Origin of the sequence: Streptomyces sp. BE303, assembly GCF_036290945.1 — a bacterium.
Taxonomy (GTDB): Bacteria; Actinomycetota; Actinomycetes; order Streptomycetales; family Streptomycetaceae; genus Kitasatospora.
On sequence record NZ_JAQYWZ010000947.1, the window covers coordinates 42,517 to 60,335 of the forward strand.

Annotated in this window: 14 protein-coding genes; 5 read left to right on the plus strand and 9 right to left on the minus strand. The window is 74.0% G+C overall.

Annotated features, from left to right (window positions below):
- Positions 1-780: 780 nt before the first annotated feature.
- The gene (locus PUR56_RS43715) at positions 781-1,404 is read left to right on the plus strand and encodes a ferritin-like domain-containing protein (protein ID WP_443034625.1); all 624 of its coding nucleotides are present in this window, start codon (positions 781-783) and stop codon (positions 1,402-1,404) included.
- 211 nt (positions 1,405-1,615) lie between these two features.
- The gene (locus PUR56_RS39800; RefSeq protein ID WP_329952551.1) at positions 1,616-2,539 is read left to right on the plus strand and encodes an aminoglycoside phosphotransferase family protein; all 924 of its coding nucleotides are present in this window, start codon (positions 1,616-1,618) and stop codon (positions 2,537-2,539) included.
- Here PUR56_RS39800 and PUR56_RS39805 read toward each other — a convergent pair.
- The 5 genes from PUR56_RS39805 to dxr all read right to left on the minus strand — a co-directional run bounded on the left by PUR56_RS39805 (position 2,512) and on the right by dxr (position 8,148).
- Positions 2,512-3,090, minus strand: a complete 579-nt coding sequence (locus tag PUR56_RS39805) for a GNAT family N-acetyltransferase (RefSeq protein ID WP_329877506.1) — start codon at positions 3,088-3,090, stop codon at positions 2,512-2,514. The genes PUR56_RS39800 and PUR56_RS39805 overlap by 28 nt on opposite strands.
- Before the next feature lie 88 nt (positions 3,091-3,178).
- A complete protein-coding gene (locus PUR56_RS39810; protein WP_329877503.1) occupies positions 3,179-4,072 on the minus strand; it encodes a GNAT family N-acetyltransferase in 894 nt (297 codons plus the stop codon).
- A gap of 134 nt (positions 4,073-4,206) precedes the next feature.
- On the minus strand, positions 4,207-5,367 hold the full coding sequence (gene ispG, locus PUR56_RS39815) for a flavodoxin-dependent (E)-4-hydroxy-3-methylbut-2-enyl-diphosphate synthase (protein WP_329877501.1): 1,161 nt from the start codon (positions 5,365-5,367) through the stop codon (positions 4,207-4,209).
- Between the two features lie 138 nt (positions 5,368-5,505).
- On the minus strand, positions 5,506-6,810 hold the full coding sequence (locus PUR56_RS39820; RefSeq protein ID WP_329952552.1) for a M50 family metallopeptidase: 1,305 nt from the start codon (positions 6,808-6,810) through the stop codon (positions 5,506-5,508).
- A gap of 93 nt (positions 6,811-6,903) precedes the next feature.
- Positions 6,904-8,148 carry a 1-deoxy-D-xylulose-5-phosphate reductoisomerase gene (dxr, locus tag PUR56_RS39825; protein ID WP_329952553.1) on the minus strand — a complete coding sequence of 415 codons (1,245 nt, stop codon included), beginning with the start codon at positions 8,146-8,148 and terminating at the stop codon, positions 6,904-6,906.
- Between the two features lie 136 nt (positions 8,149-8,284).
- On the opposite strand from dxr, the gene PUR56_RS39830 reads away from it, so the two are divergent.
- Positions 8,285-8,950, plus strand: a complete 666-nt coding sequence (locus PUR56_RS39830) for an NAD(P)H-binding protein (RefSeq protein ID WP_329952554.1) — start codon at positions 8,285-8,287, stop codon at positions 8,948-8,950.
- A 141-nt stretch (positions 8,951-9,091) separates the two neighbouring features.
- Here PUR56_RS39830 and PUR56_RS39835 read toward each other — a convergent pair whose 3' ends face one another.
- From PUR56_RS39835 to PUR56_RS39845, 3 genes are all read right to left on the minus strand, one after another.
- A complete protein-coding gene (locus tag PUR56_RS39835) occupies positions 9,092-10,534 on the minus strand; it encodes an aldehyde dehydrogenase family protein (protein ID WP_329952555.1) in 1,443 nt (480 codons plus the stop codon).
- A 147-nt stretch (positions 10,535-10,681) separates the two neighbouring features.
- Positions 10,682-12,247 carry a PucR family transcriptional regulator gene (locus PUR56_RS39840; protein WP_329877492.1) on the minus strand — a complete coding sequence of 522 codons (1,566 nt, stop codon included), beginning with the start codon at positions 12,245-12,247 and terminating at the stop codon, positions 10,682-10,684.
- A gap of 147 nt (positions 12,248-12,394) precedes the next feature.
- Entirely contained in the window at positions 12,395-14,458 is a 2,064-nt protein-coding gene (locus PUR56_RS39845) for an ATP-binding protein (RefSeq protein ID WP_329952556.1), read from the minus strand.
- Positions 14,459-14,697: 239 nt separating this feature from the next.
- On the opposite strand from PUR56_RS39845, the gene gabT reads away from it, so the two are divergent.
- Together gabT and PUR56_RS39855 are read left to right on the plus strand one after the other, a co-directional pair.
- Positions 14,698-16,038 (plus strand): 4-aminobutyrate--2-oxoglutarate transaminase, encoded by a 1,341-nt coding sequence (gene gabT, locus PUR56_RS39850; RefSeq protein WP_329877488.1) that lies wholly within the window; start codon positions 14,698-14,700, stop codon positions 16,036-16,038.
- A gap of 335 nt (positions 16,039-16,373) precedes the next feature.
- The gene (locus PUR56_RS39855; protein ID WP_329952557.1) at positions 16,374-17,237 is read left to right on the plus strand and encodes a phosphatase PAP2 family protein; all 864 of its coding nucleotides are present in this window, start codon (positions 16,374-16,376) and stop codon (positions 17,235-17,237) included.
- Between the two features lie 5 nt (positions 17,238-17,242).
- Here the strand turns inward: PUR56_RS39855 and PUR56_RS39860 are convergent, their stop codons facing one another.
- Positions 17,243-17,581, minus strand: coding sequence for a DUF2218 domain-containing protein (locus PUR56_RS39860; RefSeq protein WP_329877485.1), 339 nt, complete (start codon positions 17,579-17,581; stop codon positions 17,243-17,245).
- Positions 17,582-17,819: the final 238 nt, after the last annotated feature.

The window sequence follows — 17,819 nt, forward strand, 5'->3', positions numbered from 1 at the left end:
CCGGGTCTCGGCAGCTCGGCCCAAAGCGTAACCGGTGAAGCGCCCAACCACCGATTCCGGACCCGTGCGCCCGCCCGGCCCGCACCCGGTGCGAGCAAGGTCACACCGGCCCCGCGCCCCGACCGGCAACGCAATCCCCGCCCGGGGACGTGAGGATTCTGTAATCATTCACGCCAACGAGGGCAGGCGGGCAGGCCGTCCTCCCGTACACGCCCCGGAGTGACGCCGATGCAGCCGCCCAGCCGACGGACCTTCCTGGCCCTCGGGCTGCTCCTCGCCGCCGGCGGAGCCCTCACCGCCTGTACGGACGGGCCGGACGCCGGTACCGGCGGCACCGCCGGCGAGCACCGCCGCCCCGACCCGGACGAGCCCGTCCGGCTGCGCGCCGTCGCCGCCACCGACGCGCTGCTCGCCGGGTACGACGCGCTGCTCGCCGCGCCCGGCGCCGGGCAGGCGGCGCAGCTCCAGCCGTTGCGCGCCGAGGTCGTCCAGCACCGGGCCGCGCTGGCCGCCGGACTGCCGGAGGCCTCGTCCAGTCCGTCCGGCCCGTCCGGCGTGGCCGGCCCGTCCGGTTCCGGGTCCGCCGCTCCCACGGCGTCCGCCTCCGCCTCATCCGCCTCCCCCGGTGCGACCGGCACCACGGGCACCACCGGCACCGCCGTGACCAGCGCCGCCGCGCTCGCCTCGCTGGAGCGGCAGACCGCCCAGGCCAGACTGGCCGACCTCGGCGCCGCCTCCCCGCAGCTGGCCCGGCTGCTCGCCTCGGTCTCCACGGCCGGGGTGCTGCACGCCGTCGCCCTCGGGGACACCCCTCCGCCGACCGTCCCGGCCCCGGCGCCGACCGACCCGCCCACCGGGTCCGCCGCGACCGGGTCCGGCAGCCCCGAACCCGCCGCGACGGCTTCCGGCACGCCCGTCGCCACCGAGGCGGTCGCCGCGTTCCAGACCGCGCTCGGCGCCGAGCACGCCGCGATCTACGGCTACGGCGTCGTCGGCGCCCGCCTGCCCGACGACCAGCAGCGCGCCGACGCCCGTACCGCGCTCGCCGCGCACCAGGCCCGACGGGACGCCTGGCAGCGGCTGCTCGGCGCGGCCGGTGCCACCCCGAGTGCCGCGGCGGCCGGCTACCAGCTGCCGTTCGCCGTCACCGACGCGGCGGGCGCCGCCCGGCTGGCCGCCCACGTCGAGACCCGGCTCGCCGGCGTCTACGCCGACCTGGTCGCGGCCGTCGCCACCCCCCGGCGGGCCACCGCCACCGACGCGCTGCGCGAGTGCGCCCTCCGCGCCCGTCGCTGGGGCGCCGCGCCCACGGCGTTCCCCGGCATCCCCGAGCCCGACGGCACCGCGTCCCCGACGGCCCCCGGGAGCGCCTCCCCGACCGCGGCGGCCTCGGCCACCGCCTGACCCGTCCCCGTCGTCCGGGCCCGTCCCCCGCCTGTCCCCCCTGTCCCCGCCGCACGCCGCCGTGCGTCGCCCCACCCCCGCCGACCTGCGCCTTCACCGCCGCCCGGACGGCTCCGGCCCACCCCCGCCCGCAGCACTGACCTGCGGTTTCGGCCCCATGGTCGACAATGGACGGGTAACACCACGGGGGAACGGCTACCGGAAGGCCAGCATGTCGGCAGCACCAGGGCAGATCAGCGTCCCCGCGTGGCTGGCGCGGAGCGTCGTCGCCGGCCGGGTCGAGGAGGGACGGCGCTGGGTGGCGGAGCTGCCCGACCGGGTGGCGGCGCAACTCGCCCGCCGGGACCTCACGCTGGAGCGGATCCTCGACCCGGGCGGCAGCCTGAGCCTGGTCGCCTACGTCCACCGCGACGACCTCTCCCCCGCCGTCCTCAAGATCGGTCTCCGGACCCCAGAGACCGCCCGCGAACCCGACGCCCTCGCCGTGTGGGCCGGCCGCGGCGCCGTCCTGCTGCTGGAGGCCGACCCCGCCGAGGGGGTGCTCCTGCTGGAGCGGCTGCACGGCGAGATCCCGCTCCGCTCGCTGGCCGAACCGAAGGCGATGCTGGAGGCGACCAGCCTGCTGCACCGGCTCTGGGTGCCGCTCCCCGAGGGCCACCCCTTCCCGCTGCTCGCCGACCGGACGGCGGGCACCGCCGAGGCCCTGCACCGGCACCGCGGGCTGCCCGGCGCCGGGGAGGCCGACCCCCTCGTCACCGAGGCGCTGGAGACCGCCGAAGGGCTGACCGCCTCGGCCACCGAGGAGTTCCTGCTGCACGGCGACTTCCACCACGGCAACGTGCTCGCCGCCGACCGGGCCCCCTGGCTGACGATCGACCCGCGGCCACTGGCCGGCGAACGCGCCTACGACCTGGCCCGGCTGACGCTGGACCGGGCGGACACCCTGATCGGCTCGCCGGGCGTGCCGGCCGCCGTCCGGCGCCGGCTGCACCAGCTCGCCGACGCGCTGGAGGTCGACCGGGAGCGGCTGCGCGGCTGGACCCTCGTGCGCGCCGTCGAACTGGGGCTGGGCGCCCTGGCGGCCGACCGCCGGCCGGACGCCGAGCTCTACCTGGAGTTCGCGGGCGCGCTCTGAGCCGATCCGGTCGGTGCCTGCAACGGCAGCCGGGCGCCCATCACCGCGTAGAGCCGGTCGGTGTTCGGGAAGTGCACCGCGCGGGCGAGGTCCCGGTAGCCGAGCGCGCGGTAGAGCCGGCGGGCGGGCGTCTCGGCGTCGATCGCGGAGAGGATGCTGCGGTCCAGCCCGGACCGCTCGCAGAGGGTGCGGATCAGCGCGGAGCCGACGCCGCGGCCCTGGAACTCCGGCAGCACGTGCAGCTCGGTGATGGCGAACACCCCGTCCAGCCAGTCGCCGTGGCCCCGGGCGACCAGGTAGGGCTCGATCACCGAACTCCACCAGTGCTCGCGCCGGTTGGGCATGCCGTACCCGAAGCCGACCAGCCGGCCGCCGCTCAGCGCGCCCAGCGCGACGACCCCGGGCTGCTGCGCGTGCCGGCCGACGATGTGCAGCCGGACCATGACCTCCTCGGGCGTCAGCCCGAACGCCACAGCCTGGACATCGAGCGCCTGCGGAGCCCACGCCGCAAGGTCGATGGCCTCGATCGTCACCCCGGTCAGCTGATCCATGACCCGGACGTTACTACCCGTCCGGCCCGCGCGCGGGCCGGGTCGGGGACGCCGGTCCGCCGGGCGGTTCCCGGTGCCACGGCGCCGGTCAGAACAGCACGCTCATGAACGCGCCGACCTCGCGGAAGCCGACCCGGCGGTAGGCCGCGCGGGCCCGCAGGTTGTAGTCGTTGACGTAGAGCGAGGCGACCGGGGCGATCTCGCGCAGGGCGATGTCGAGGACGGCCGCCATACCCGTCTCGGAGTGGCCGCGACCGCGGTGCCCGGGGGCCACCCAGACGCCCTGGATCTGGCAGGCGCCCTCGGTGACCGCTCCGATCTCGGCCTTGAACACCACCTCGCCGTCCTCGTCGAAGCGGGCGAAGGAGCGTCCCGAGGCGACGAGTTCACCGACCCGGGCCTGGTAGAGCAGCCCGCCGTCACCGGCCAGCGGGGAGACGCCGACCTCCTCCGTGAACATCGCCACGCAGGCCGGCATCAGCGTCTCGACCTCGTCCCGCCGCACCCGCCGCACCAGCGGGTCGGGGGCGATCTCGGCGGACGGCACGGCCGTGGCCAGCAGCGGCTGGTGGGCACGGACCTCCCGGGCCGGGCCCCAGCTGCGCTCCAGCAGGGCCCAGAGGGCGGCGGTGGGGCCGGCCGGGCCGACGACGGAGGAGCAGCGGCGGCCCTGACGGCGGGCCCGCTCGGCGAACGCCTGGACGGCCTGCGGTCCGGCTTCGACCAGCACGAGGTTGGCGCCGGCGTAGCAGAGCGCGTCGAGTTCGCCGCGCTCGTCGTACCAGCCCCACATCTCGCCGCCGAGGCGCCAGGGATCGAGGCCGACCGTCTCCACCCGGGTGGCGACGAAGGCGTTGGCGACCGGGTCCCGGCGGAGCACCGCGAGAGCGTCGGCGAGGTCCGACGGCTCCAGTACGCGAGTGGTCGCCAGGGCGCGGGCGGCCTGGAACGAGCTGGGGAGCATCACACCTCGATCGAGCATCGAGACAGCACCTTACTGAGACGACTCTGGCCGCACCCTACTCCCCGGCCCCACCCGGCTACGGCCGCGGGGCCGTCCGCGCACGGACGGCCCCGCTTCCGGAAGAACGGCGAACTACCGGGCACCAGGGCCGGTCACTCTCCGGCGATGACGGTCGGCGCACCGGACTCGACGCCCGCGGCCTGCATCTGCTCGGCGAGCTTGAGGGCCTCCTCGATCAGGGTCTCCACGATCTTCGACTCGGGGACGGTCTTGATGACCTCGCCCTTGACGAAGATCTGGCCCTTGCCGTTGCCGGAGGCGACGCCGAGGTCGGCCTCGCGGGCCTCGCCCGGACCGTTGACGACGCAGCCCATGACGGCGACGCGCAGCGGCACCTCCATGCCCTCCAGGCCGGCGGTGACCTCCTCGGCGAGCTTGTAGACGTCCACCTGGGCGCGGCCGCAGGACGGGCAGGAGACGATCTCCAGGCCGCGCTCGCGCAGGCCGAGGGACTCCAGGATCTGGTTGCCGACCTTGATCTCCTCGGCCGGCGGGGCGGACAGCGAGACCCGGATGGTGTCGCCGATGCCCTCGGCGAGCAGCGCACCGAACGCGACCGCCGACTTGATGGTGCCCTGGAAGGCGGGGCCGGCCTCGGTGACACCGAGGTGCAGCGGGTAGTCGCAGGCGGCCGCGAGCTGGCGGTAGGCGTTGATCATCACGACCGGGTCGTTGTGCTTGACCGAGATCTTGATGTCGCGGAAGTCGTGCTCCTCGAAGAGCGAGCACTCCCAGAGCGCGGACTCGACCAGCGCCTCGGGGGTGGCCCGGCCGTACTTCTCCAGCAGGCGCTTGTCGAGCGAGCCGGCGTTGACGCCGATCCGGATCGGCACGCCGGCGGCCCCGGCGGCCTTGGCGATCTCGCCGACCTTGTCGTCGAACGCCTTGATGTTGCCAGGGTTGACCCGCACCGCCGCACAGCCGGCGTCGATCGCGGCGAAGACGTACTTCGGCTGGAAGTGGATGTCGGCGATCACCGGGATCTGCGACTTCCTGGCGATGATCGGCAGGGCGTCCGCGTCGTCCTGCGACGGGACGGCGACCCGCACGATCTGGCAGCCGGAGGCGGTCAGCTCCGCGATCTGCTGCAGCGTGGCGTTGATGTCCGAGGTCAGGGTGGTGGTCATGGACTGCACCGAGACGGGAGCGTCACCACCGACCGGTACGTTGCCGACCATGATCTGACGGGAGACACGGCGCTTGGCGAGCGGCTTGAGCGGCAGAGACGGAATACCGAGCGAGATCGCGGTCATGTGCGCAGGGTTCCCCGGGGTTGAGGTGTGGTCGGCCCGGTCGAAGACGGCCGAACCCGGGCGCGCCGACGATCGCACACCCGGGCTCCAACGGTACGGCACCGGGACCGGCACCCGTGCACCACCGGTCCCGGCGGGTTAACTGATCTTGACCGGGTTCACCAGGTCGGCGACCAGCACCAGCAGAGTGAACCCGATGAACACGCTGGCCACGACGTACGCCAGCGGCATCAGCCGGGCCACGTCGAACGGACCCGGGTCGGGCCGCCGGAACACCTGTGCGAACCGGCGGCGGATCGACTCCCAGACCGCGCCCGCGATGTGACCGCCGTCCAGCGGCAGCAGCGGCAGCATGTTGAAGAGGAAGAGCGACAGGTTGATCCCGGCGAGCAGGTTCACGAAGTAGGCGACCCGCTGGGTGCCCGGGATGTCGAGCGCGAACACCTCACCACTCACCCGCGCCGCCCCGACCATGCCGATCGGCGAATCGACCTCGCGCGGCGTCCCGTCCACCACCGAGTGCCAGAGACCGGGGACCTTGCCGGGCAGCGCCGCCAGCGACTCCACCCCGTTCTCCGCCATGTCGTACATCCGGTCGAGGGACTGCCCGAAGCCCAACCGGACGATGCCGGAGGCCGGCGTGAAGCCGAGGAAGCCGGCCCGCACCGTCTCGCCCTTGACCGGCAGGCCCTCGGCGTCGTACTTCTGCACGTCGTTGACGGCGATGGTGGGGTTCAGGGTCAGCTCCTTGCCGTCCCGCTCCACCACCAGCTCCACCCGCTTGTCCGCCGACTTCCGGATGTCGGCCTGGAGCTGTTCGTAGTCGGTGATCCGGTTGCCGTCGAAGGAGATCACCTTGTCCCCCGGCTTCAGCCCCGCCTGGAACGCCGGCGCCGGCAGCGCGTCCGCCGGGCAGGTGTCGGTGGGCTGCCCCGCCTTCACCACGCACTCCGAGACGGTGCCGATGGTCGGCACGGACATCGGGACGCCGAAGCCCATCATCACCGTCAGGAAGAGCCCGAAGGCCAGGATCAGGTTCATGAACGGGCCGGCGAACATCACGATCACGCGCTTCCACGGCTTGCGCGTGTAGAAGAGCCGCGTCTCGTCGCCCTCCTTGACCTCCTCGTACGAGGCCTCCCGGGCGTCCTCGATCATCGTCCGCCAGGGCGAGGTACTGCGCTGGGTGATCCGCCCGTCCGCACCGGGCGGGAACATCCCGATCATCCGGATGTACCCGCCCAGCGGAACCGCCTTGAGGCCGTACTCGGTCTCGCCCCTGCGCCGCGACCAGATCGTCGGGCCGAAGCCGACCATGTACTGCGGCACGCGGATGCCGAACAGCTTGGCCGTGGATAGGTGGCCGAGCTCGTGCCAGGCGATCGAGAACAGCAGCCCCAGTGCGAAGACCAGGATGCCGACCACCGTCATCACCGTTGCCACTGCTGCTCCTCCGTCATGCCACTCCGCTCATCCTGTCGTCGTACCGGTCGTCCCGGTCGGCCCCGTCACCCGGGTCCGGTCCGGGGACCGGCGTCAGCCGGCCGCCAGCTCGCGGGCCCGGGCGCGCGCCCAGTCCTCCGCGTGCAGGACGTCCTCGACCGTCAGCGAAGTTCCCGTCGCCGGCCGTCCACCGTCGTACTGTCCGTGCTCCGCCACGACCTTCGCAACAGTGTCCACGATTCCGGTGAAGGCGAGACGGCCGCCCAGGAAGGCCTCCACACACTCCTCGTTCGCCGCGTTGAAGACCGCCGGGGCCGTCCCGCCCAGCGTCCCCACCTCGCGGGCCAGCTCCACCGCCGGGAAGGCCTCGTCGTCCAGCGGGAAGAACTCCCAGGTCGCCGCCTTGGTCCAGTCACAGGCCGACGCCGCGTCCGGCACCCGGTCCGGCCAGCCCAGGCCCAGCGCGATCGGCATCCGCATGTCCGGCGGGCTCGCCTGGGCCAGCGTGGAACCGTCCGTGAACTCCACCATCGAGTGGACGACCGACTGCGGGTGGACCACGACCTCGATCCGGTCGAACGGCACGTCGTACAGCAGGTGCGCCTCGATCACCTCCAGGCCCTTGTTCACCAGGGTGGCCGAGTTGATCGTGACGACCGGGCCCATCGCCCAGGTCGGGTGCGCCAGCGCCTCCGACGGGGTGACACCCGCCAGCTCCGCACGGCTGCGGCTGCGGAACGGACCGCCGCTCGCCGTCACCACCAGCTTGCGGACCTCCGCCCGGGTGCCGCCGGCCAGCGCCTGGAACAGCGCGGCGTGCTCGGAGTCCACCGGGACGATCTGACCCGGCCGGGCCACCGCCTTCACCAGTGGACCGCCGACGATCAGCGACTCCTTGTTGGCCAGCACCAGCACCCGGCCGGCCCGCAGCGCCGCCAGCGTCGGACGCAGGCCGATCGAACCGGTGATGCCGTTCAGCACCGAGTGGCACTCCACGCCCGCCAGCTCGGTCGCCGCGTCCGGACCGGCCAGCACGGCCGGCAGCGGACGGCCCGCCGCCTTCGCCGCCAGGGCCTCGCGCAGCGCCGGCTCGGCCGCCGGATCGGCCACCGCCACGGTGTGCACGCCCAGCTCCAGGGCCTGCTCGGCGAGCAGTTCCACCCGGCCGCCGGCCGCCGACAGGGCGACCACCCGGAACCGGTCCGGGTTACGGCGCACCACGTCGATGGCCTGGGTACCGATCGAACCGGTGGAACCGAGGATCACCAGCTCCCGGGGGCCGGAGGGGTCGTTCACCTCGGGGGTGAACCGCAGCTGCGGGTGGGCGAGCGAAGTCATGCGCCCATTGTGTCCTGCCCGGCCGTCTCCCCCGGACGCCGGGCCGTCCCCGCGCGGCTCCGGAGCTCCCGGCCGCCCGGGGATCCCCCGGCGGCTCCCCGGGCACCGGACGGACTCCCGGGCTACCGTCGGAACCATGCGTACCGTCATCGCCGGAGGCCACGGACAGATCGCGCTCCGGCTCGAACGGCTGCTCGCCGACCACGGCGACCGGCCCGCCGGCATCATCCGCCGCCCCGAACAGGCCGAGGACCTGGCCGCCGCCGGGGCCGAACCCCTACTGCTCGACCTGGAGACCGCCACCCCCGCCGCCCTCGCCGACCTGCTCACCGGCGCCGACGCGGTGGTCTTCGCGGCCGGCGCCGGACCGGGCAGCGGAGCCGACCGCAAACTCACCGTCGACCGGGACGCCGCCGTCCTGCTCGCCGACGCCGCCGAACTCGCGGGCGTCCGCCGCTACCTGATCGTCTCCTCGATGGGCGCCGACGCCGGGGCGGCGTACCCCGACGACGAGGTCTTCGAGACCTACCTGCGGGCCAAGGGCGCCGCCGACGACGCCGTCCGGGCGCGCACCGCGCTGGACTGGACGGTGCTGCGCCCCGGGCGGCTCACCGACGGCCCGGGCACCGGCCTGGTCCGGCTCGCCCCCTCGACCGGCCGCGGCGCGATCGACCGGCAGGACGTCGCCGCCGTCCTCGCCGCCCTGCTGCACGAACCGGCGACCGCCGGGCAGACCCTCGAACTGACCGCCGGCGACGCGACCGTCGCGGAGGCCGTCGCCGCCGCCGCCGGCCGCGACTGACCACGCCGTTACCCCTTCCTCCCCGGACGTGCGAGGGGCCCGACAGCACAAGGCTGTCGGGCCCCTCGCACGTCCGGACCGGACCGGTCGGTCAGGTCCGGTCGGTCAGGTCAGGTCGTCAGGTCAGGTCGTCAGGTCAGGTCAGAGGTCGAGACCGGTGAGGACCATGACCTTCTCGACGGTGTAGTCGTCCATCGCGTACTTGACGCCCTCACGGCCGACGCCGGAGTCCTTGACGCCCCCGTACGGCATCTGGTCGGCGCGGTAGGACGGCGCGTCGCCGATGATCACACCGCCGACCTCCAGCTCCCGGTGGGCCCGGAAGGCGGTCTGCAGGTCATGGGTGAACACACCCGCCTGCAGGCCGAACAGCGAGTCGTTGACGGCGGCGAACGCCTCGTCGGTGCCCTCCACCCGGTGCAGCGACAGGACCGGGCCGAACACCTCGGCCTTGGCCAGGATCGCGTCGGCCGGCATCTCCGCCAGCACGGTCGGGGCGTACGTCGCGCCCTCACGGGTGCCGCCGACGAGCAGCTTGGCCCCCTTGGCGACCGCGTCGTCCACCCAGGACTCGACCCGCCGGGCCGCGTTCTCGTCGACCAGCGGACCGACGTCGGTCGCGTCGTCGTTCGGGTCACCGGTGACCTGCGCCGCGACCTTGGCGACGACCTTCTCCACCAGCGCGTCGTAGACGGACGCGTCGGCGATCACCCGCTGCACCGAGATGCAGGACTGGCCGCCCTGGTAGTTCGCGAACATCGCGATCCGGGTGGCCGCCCAGTCCAGGTCCGCCTCGGAGGACCAGTCGGCGAGCACCACGGCCGCCGCGTTGCCGCCCAGCTCCAGGGTGGTGTGCTTGCGCGGCACCGAGTCCATGATCTGGTAGCCGACCGTGTCCGAACCGGTGAACGAGATCACCGGCAGACGCGGGTCCTGCACCAGCGCCGGCATCCGGTCGTTCGGCACCGGCAGAACGCTCCAAGAACCGGCCGGCAGGTCGGTCTCGGCCAGGATCTCGCCCAGCACCATCGCGGAGAGCGGGGTCGCCGGGGCCGGCTTGAGGATGATCGGCGCGCCGACCGCGATCGCCGGGGCCACCTTGTGCGCCACCAGGTTCAGCGGGAAGTTGAACGGCGCGATGCCCAGCACCACACCGCGCGGGAAGCGGCGCACCACCGCGAAACGGCCCACGCCGCCCGGGTCGGTGTCCAGCCGCATGGTCTCGCCGTTGGTACGGCGGGCCTCCTCGGCGGCCCAGCGGAAGACGGAGACGGCGCGGCCGACCTCACCACGGGCCCACTTGATCGGCTTGCCGTTCTCGGCGGTGATCAGCTGGGCGATCTCCTCCGTACGCTCGGCCAGCCGCCGGGCCACGTGGTCCAGCGCGGCGGACCGCACGTGCGCGGGGGTCGCGGCGAACACGGGCAGCGCGGCCACGGCGGCGTCCAGCGCCTCCTCGACCTGCGCCTCGGTGGGGATGCTCACCCTGCCGACCAGACGGCCGTCCCAGCTGTTGTGCACCTCGAAGTCGGCGTCGCCGCTCGCCCGGCGGCCGGCCAGCCAGAAATCGTACGTGGTGGTCACCGTGGTACCGGCCCTTCCCTCGACATCCTCAGGGCCCCACGGACGTGGAGCCAGAATCGAGGGTAGGGGCGGGGGCGCGCCGACCGGATTGGCCACGGCGTAGCGTTCACCCCCGCGGCCACTCCACCGCGTCCAGCGGCGCCGCGGCTACTCCTCGCCCGAGCGAAGCGCCAGCCAGAGCTCCATCCGGACGTCCGTGTCGTCCAGCGACCGCCCGAGCAGCTCCTCGACCCGCCGCATCCGGTACCGCAGCGTGTGCCGGTGCACACCGAGATCGGCCGCCGCCGCATCCCACTGCCCGTGCCGGGACAGCCAGGCCCGCAACGAGGCCACCAGGTCACCGCGCGCCGTCCGGTCGTGATCGCGCAACGGCCGCAACAGGCCCTCCGCGAAAGCCGTCACGGCGTCCTCCCCGAGCAGCGGCAGCAGCGACCCCGCGCCGACCTCCTCGTGGTCCACCGAACGCCGCCCACCCCGCAACGCCACCGCCAGCGCCCGCTCCGCCTGCGCGTGCGCCGTCCCCGCGTCCTCCAGCGCGGCCGGCGCCGAGACGCCCAGCGACAGGCCCTCGTGCTCCTCCACCGTGCCCAGGCACGCCCGGTGCACCGCGCCGTTGTCCAGCGCCAGCACCATCAGCCGAGACCCGTGCGCCCCCTCCTCCCGCGCCACCAGCAGCTTCTCCGCCACCCGCGCCCCGGCCTGCTCCGCCCGGTCCCCCAGCTCGCCCAGCGCCTCCCCGGCGTCCACCCCCTGGCCGGCCCCGGCCACCAGCACCCGGACCGTCCCCTCCGGCAGCCCGCCGAACAGCCCCGCCGCCACCTGCCGGGCGGTCGTCACCTCGCCGGCCAGCACCATCCGCAGCAGCGCCGCGCCCATCTTCTCCTCGGCCTGCCGCAGCTCCCGCGACCGCTCCAGGGTCAGCGTCAGCAACGCCACCGCCGCGTTCAGCACGTAACGCTCGGTCGGCGTGATCCGGTCCTCGGTCCCCACCGCCAGGAACCCGCGCGCCCGCCGGTCCGCGCCCAGCGACTGGACCACCACGTAGTCCTCGTCCGCCGTGTCGATCCCCGGCGACCGCCCCTGCAGAGCCGCACTCGACGGCGCCGGCCGCCGCCGCAGCCGGTCCACCTCGGCCGCCAGCCGGCCCGCACGGCGCGCCGCCCAGTCCGGCGCCACCACCGACAGCGCACCCGACCCGTCGTACAGCGCCGCCCAGCCACCCAGCCGGGCCGCCAGGCGCCGCACCACCGCGGTCGTACCGTCCTTGCCCAGCGCGGCCCGGGTCAGTTCCTCCTGCGCCTCGAAGCTGGTGGTCACCGCCTCGTACTGCTCCGCGGCCAGCGCCGCCGAGACCACCTTGCTGATCGCGATGAACGGCGTCGGCTCCGGCACCCGCAACAGCGGCAGCCCGCGCTGCGCGGCCGCCTCCACCAGCGGCTGCGGCACCTCGGCGTGCGACAACCCGACACCGAGCCCCAGCCCCACCACCCCGGCGTCCGCCAGACGGTGCACGTACGCCTGCAACCGGGCGGCGGTCCGGCCCAGCTTGATACCGGTGGTGAGCAGCAGCTCGCCACCCTCCAGGAACGGCGTCGGGTCGTCCAGCTCGCTGGTGTGCACCCAGCGGACCGGCCGCTCCAGGTGGTCCGCACCGGCGAGGACCGTCAGATGGAGCGAGGTGTTGCGAACGACGGAGGCAAGTGTGGGGGGCATGGCACCTTCGGGGGAACGACCCGACCGCGCCGTTGCGGCCGGGCGAGAAGAGGGCTGAGGGTTCTCGGGAACTCCCTCCTCTCATTATGGACGCCCCGGACAAGCCGCACTGCCGAATCCTCCTCGAAGGCGAGCTTCATCCCCACTTCAACCCCGCAGATCCACCAGCAGCGGTGGCACCTGCTCCCCCGACACCGCCGTCAGCGACACCACCGCGTGCCCCGCCGGCAGCGCGTGCGCCAGATCCGACGGCGACCACCGCAACCGCTCCACTTCCCGCGTCGTCACCGACTCGGTCTGCGCCGTCGTCCCCGACAGCGCCTTCCGCCCCAACCGCCCGGCCCGCCGAACCGCACCGCCCGAGGTGTCCGGGGCGAGCGTCACCGCCGTCTCCCGGACCACGTGCGTGCCCCAGGCCTCGGAGAACAGCCGGCCGTCCCACGGCGCGATGCCCGGGAACGCCACCCGGCATCCCACGGCCCCGAACAGCGGCGCCCGCAACGCCTCCGGCAGATCGACCAGCGTCCGCAGCAGCAGCACGACCCCGGCGTTCGCCCCGCGCAACCGCTGCAGCCCGCGCACGACCCCGGCGTCCAGCGCCGACGAGGCGTCGTCCACCACCAGGCCGGCGAACAGCGAACGGTCCTGGCGCACCCCGGCGGCCTGCACGAACTGCCCCACCAGCAGACGCGACAACATCCGCGCCGCCTCCGGATGACTGCGCTCGGGCAGTCGCACCAGCACCCGCAGCGGGTGGTCCAGCACCCGCATCGCGAACGGCGGACGGCCGGAACCGTCCGTCGCGAACGCCCCCTCGAAGGCCGGCCGGTCCAGCAGCGCCAACCGGTCCGCCAGCAGCGCCCCCGGATCGTCCGCCCGGCCGTGCTGACGCTCCCGCTGCTGAAGGTCCCGCTCGTACGAGGTCAGCCGGCCGGCCGCCCTCAAGCCCTTCACCAGGGCCTCCAACGCCTCCGGCTCACCCGCGAGCAGCGCCCGCAGCTCACGCACGCCCGGGTACCGGCCGAACGCGGCGTGGAACGGCCCCACCATCTGCTGCAGCGCCGTCCGGGCCGACTCCGCACGCGCGGTCAGCTCGTCCGGCAACAGCGCCTCGGCGAGCCGGGCCGCCGCCTCGTCCGGATCCTGAGCCGCGCCGTACAGATCGAGCCCGTACCGGGAGCCCGCCTCGCCCGGGGCGATCACCACGTCGTACCAGGCGTCCGGCCCGAGATCCGCGTCCGCCGACCCGATCACCACCGCGCACGCCGTGCCGGCCAGCGCCTGCAGACAGAGCGCTTCGGCCACCGGCCGGGCCAGCCGGGCCGTCTTCCCCGTCCCTGCCGGACCCACCGCCAGCAGTGACGTGCCCAGCAGCGCCGGATCCAGCGCGAAGCCCGCCGCCCGGTGGGCCTGCGGGTTCTTCGGCACGTCCTGAGCGGTGCCCAGCCGCACCTGGCCCACCAGCAGATCGTGCCGCTCCACCCGGCCGGGCAGCTCCCGCGCCTCGGAGGGATGCGCGAACGCCGCCGCACCGCGGGCCGCCACCTGGTCGACGAAAGCCGGAAGGAACGCCGGATCCGCCTGCGCCGACTCCCAGGCCCGCTGGATCCGCACGTAGTCGACGTCCCCGACCGCCTCGCCGTCCAGCCGTGCGGCCGCAGCTGCCGCCCCGCCGTGCCGCAGCACCACCCAGGGGTCCCGCTGCCGTACCGCCTCGGCCGCCTCCTCCTCGGTGACGGGCTCCGCCTCCGTCACCGTCCGCGACAGCAGCGGCATCGCATACCGCCGCCACACCTCGGGCCACCTGCCCATCCGGCCGAAGACCTTGATCACGGCGGCAAGTACGAGGACGTTCACCGAAAGCCCCACGGCGGTCACTGCAGTCCCCGACGGATGGTCCACCCACACCGTCAGAACGATCAGATGCAGAGCCAGCTGGGTCCCGTAGATGAAGGCCAACCACCCGACCACCGCGTTCAGCCCCGCGCGGAGGAGGAGGGGCCAGGTCGGCACCTTGGCGGCTTCCGCCCGTTCGGGGTCGAGCTGCCGGTGCCCCTGGCGGAAGATGCCCGGGGCGGCTTCGGGGCGGGGGGCGGCGACCCAGGTGGGGAGGTCGAAGGGGAGCTGGGCCGGGGGCCGTGGGCGGGGCATGGGGGTGAAGGGGGTGGCGGTGGTCCGCTCGCCGTGGTTCTGTGCCCCGTCCGGTCCCATGTACGGCCCCGCTCCCTCGCCCGCCGGCCCGACCGCCGTCGGTGCCGCCATACCCATGCCGCCGCCCCGGCGACACGCCCGCGCTCAATGTAGTGGAGTGCGGGCCGCCGGTAGTCGCGTCGCCCGCGCTGGCCGCGCCGGACAAGTCGGACGGCGCAGTGCTACCGAGTGGCGCATGCCCGGCCGGGGAGGCCCGCCGTAGCCTGCGAAGCACCGAGCCGAGAAGTCTGGAGAAACCCATGAGCGCCGCAACGCCGCTCCCGCAGGAGCGCCGCCTGGTCACCGCGATCCCCGGTCCGAAGTCGCAGGAGCTGCAGGCCCGCAAGCTGGGTGCGGTGGCGGCCGGCGTCGGCACCACCCTGCCGGTGTACGTGTCCCGTGCCAACGGTGGCGTGCTGGAGGACGTGGACGGCAACTCGCTGATCGACTTCGGCTCCGGTATCGCCGTGACCAACGTCGGCAACAGCGCCGAGGCCGTGGTGGCCAAGGCGTCCGAGCAGCTGGCCGCCTTCACGCACACCTGTTTCATGGTGACCCCGTACGAGGGCTACGTCGCCGTGGCCGAGCAGCTCAACGAGCTGACCCCGGGCGACCACGACAAGCGCACCGCGCTGTTCAACTCGGGTGCCGAGGCCGTCGAGAACGCGGTGAAGATCGCCCGCGCGTACACCAAGCGCACCGCCGTCGTGGTGTTCGACCACGGTTACCACGGCCGCACCAACCTGACCATGGGTCTGACGGCGAAGAACATGCCGTACAAGCAGGGCTTCGGCCCGTTCGCCCCGGAAATCTACCGGGTGCCGGTGGCCTACCCGTACCGCTGGCTGACCGGTGCCGAGAACTGCGCCGCCGAGGCGGCCGCGCAGGCGATCGAGATCATCACCAAGCAGATCGGTGCCGAGAACGTCGCCGCGATCATCATCGAGCCGATCCAGGGCGAGGGCGGCTTCATCGAGCCGGCCAAGGGTTTCCTGCCGGCGATCGTGGAGTTCGCCAAGGACAACGGCATCGTCTTCGTCGCGGACGAGATCCAGACCGGCTTCTGCCGCACCGGCCAGTGGTTCGCGTGTGACGACGAGGGCATCGTCCCGGACCTGATCACCACCGCGAAGGGCATCGCCGGCGGTCTGCCGCTGGCCGCGGTGACCGGTCGCGCCGAGATCATGGACGCCGCGCACGCGGGTGGCCTGGGCGGCACCTACGGCGGCAACCCGGTGGCCTGCGCCGCCGCGCTGGGCGCCATCGAGACCATGAAGGAGCAGGACCTCAACGGCAAGGCGCAGCGGATCGGCGAGATCATGCTGGGCCGCCTGCGGGCGATGCAGGAGAAGTTCGACGTCATCGGCGAGGTCCGCGGACGCGGCGCGATGGTCGCGGTCGAGCTGGTGAAGCCGGGCACCAAGGAGGCGAACGCCGAGGTCACCGCGGCCGTCGCCAAGGCGTGCCACGCGGAGGGCCTGGTGGTGCTGACCGCCGGCACCTACGGCAACGTGCTGCGTTTCCTGCCGCCGCTGGTCATGCCGGAGCACCTGCTGAACGAGGGCCTGGACATCATCGAGGGCGCTTTCGCCGCCGTCTGAGGTTCTCGCCGTCGACGGCACCGCAGTGCCCCGGGCGCCGTACAGGGGCGCCGCACGATACCCGCCGGAGGGATGTCCGGACAGCGCTGATCGGCCCGTGGGGACGCCCGTCCCCACGGGCCGTTCGGTTTCGCCGGACGGGCCGGACGGGCCGGTCGAGCAGGCATCCGGGCTCGGCGCCGCCCCGCGCGACCCCGGTGCACCCCCCGGTTCGAACGGCGATGCGGACCCCGATGCGGACCCCGTGTGGCGCCGGCTGCGGGGCGGTGAAGATGGTGTGCGGAATCGCTGAAGCTCCTCGGCCGTGCAAGGACCTTGACGTAGTGTCATCACAGATGGACAGCGAGCCCCAGCCACTGGCGGTTCCGTACGCCGGCCGCGAGGACAACCAGGCCGTCCCCCGCGGGGCGGCACACACCGAAGGCCGATCGACCGACCGTCCGACCCACACCCCCCGGGACGCACGGAACGGCGATCATCAGAGCCGCCCCGGAGCTCTCCCCCCTGCTCCGGGGCGGCTGTCCCGCGTCCTCGGCCGTCCGGCGGTGCCGGTGCTGCTCGCGGTGGTGCTGGTGGTGGTGTCCTGGCAGGTGGCGGTGGACGGCCCGCTGCTCGGACTGGACCGCTGGGCGCGGAGCGCCGTCCGGGAGACCCGGCACGAGCTGCACAGCGCCCTGCTCAACCATCTCGGCAAGGCACTGTCCGACCTGGGCGGCGGCGCCGCGGCGGTGCCGGTGCTGTTCCTCGGCGGGGCCGTGGCCGCTTGGCGGGATCGCCTCGCGGGGGTGTCACGCTGGTGGTTGCCGGGCGCGGTCGCGGTACTGACGGCCGGGCTGATCCCGCTGCTGGTGGTCCCGGCGAAGGCGTGGTTCGCGCGGCCCGGCCCGTTCGGGCTGCCGCTGGCGGCCGACCAGTGGGGCTGGTACCCGTCCGGGCACACCGCCACCGCGACGCTCGCGTACGGGGTGGCGGCGCTGCTGCTGGCCCGGACGGCCGGGCCGCGCTCGCGGCGCCGACTGGCGGAGGGGGCGGCTCTCCTGTCAGCGGGCGTGGGGCTGGGGCTGGTGTGGAGCGACTATCACTGGCTGCTGGACGTGGTGGCCAGCTGGTGCCTGGGCGGGCTGGTCCTCCTGGCCCTCGCCCGGTGGCTCCCGGCCCGCCGTCGACCGGGTGGTCCCAGCTCCCCGACGGGCCGCTGACGGGCTCAGCTCTCGGCCGGCTCCTCGTCGTTCCGGTGGACGAGGCCGGTCTCGCCGTTGTCGCGCCGCCACTCGACGACCAGCTCGTCGCGGGCGCCGAAGCGGACCAGGTGGCGTCCGACCACGTCCTCCAGGCCCGGAAGGTTCGCGGTCTCGCCCTCGACCGCGAGCAGCAGTGCGTCGGGGGTGGCCTCCAGCGTGGCGGTGCCCAGACCGAAGGTGAGGGTGCCGCGGCCGGTCTCCTCGGACCAGTCGGCCTGGATCTTGCGGCCCATGTGGGCGGCGAGCTGCTTGGCGTAGCGGGCGGAACGGTCGGTGGCGACGCGTGCTTCGGAGCGGGGCATTGGCTCTCCAAGGTGCGGGGAGGGAACTTAGGGCGCCCTCACTCGGGCTACGCTAACCCAGATACTGAGCCTGGCTCAACATTTTTCGGCCCGCGGTCCGCAACCGGTTCCCGACCTGCCCTCGAACGGCTCCCGCCCGGCTCCGGAGCGGCCCCCGGTCCTGGCCCCGGCCTCCTTCGACCCCGGTCCCGCGCCCGAGGCGGCCGATACCCTTGGCCGAACACCTGCCGAGGAGATC

Coding starts and splice junctions, on each gene's coding strand:
- PUR56_RS39800 (WP_329952551.1), top strand. CDS start 1,616: ATGTCGGCAGCACCAGGGCAGATCAGCGTCCCCGCGTGGCTGGCGCGG.
- PUR56_RS39805 (WP_329877506.1), bottom strand. CDS start 3,090: ATGGATCAGCTGACCGGGGTGACGATCGAGGCCATCGACCTTGCGGCG.
- PUR56_RS39810 (WP_329877503.1), bottom strand. CDS start 4,072: ATGCTCGATCGAGGTGTGATGCTCCCCAGCTCGTTCCAGGCCGCCCGC.
- ispG (WP_329877501.1), bottom strand. CDS start 5,367: ATGACCGCGATCTCGCTCGGTATTCCGTCTCTGCCGCTCAAGCCGCTC.
- dxr (WP_329952553.1), bottom strand. CDS start 8,148: ATGACTTCGCTCGCCCACCCGCAGCTGCGGTTCACCCCCGAGGTGAAC.
- PUR56_RS39830 (WP_329952554.1), top strand. CDS start 8,285: ATGCGTACCGTCATCGCCGGAGGCCACGGACAGATCGCGCTCCGGCTC.
- PUR56_RS39840 (WP_329877492.1), bottom strand. CDS start 12,247: ATGCCCCCCACACTTGCCTCCGTCGTTCGCAACACCTCGCTCCATCTG.
- PUR56_RS39845 (WP_329952556.1), bottom strand. CDS start 14,458: ATGGGACCGGACGGGGCACAGAACCACGGCGAGCGGACCACCGCCACC.
- gabT (WP_329877488.1), top strand. CDS start 14,698: ATGAGCGCCGCAACGCCGCTCCCGCAGGAGCGCCGCCTGGTCACCGCG.
- PUR56_RS39855 (WP_329952557.1), top strand. CDS start 16,374: ATGGACAGCGAGCCCCAGCCACTGGCGGTTCCGTACGCCGGCCGCGAG.
- PUR56_RS39860 (WP_329877485.1), bottom strand. CDS start 17,581: ATGCCCCGCTCCGAAGCACGCGTCGCCACCGACCGTTCCGCCCGCTAC.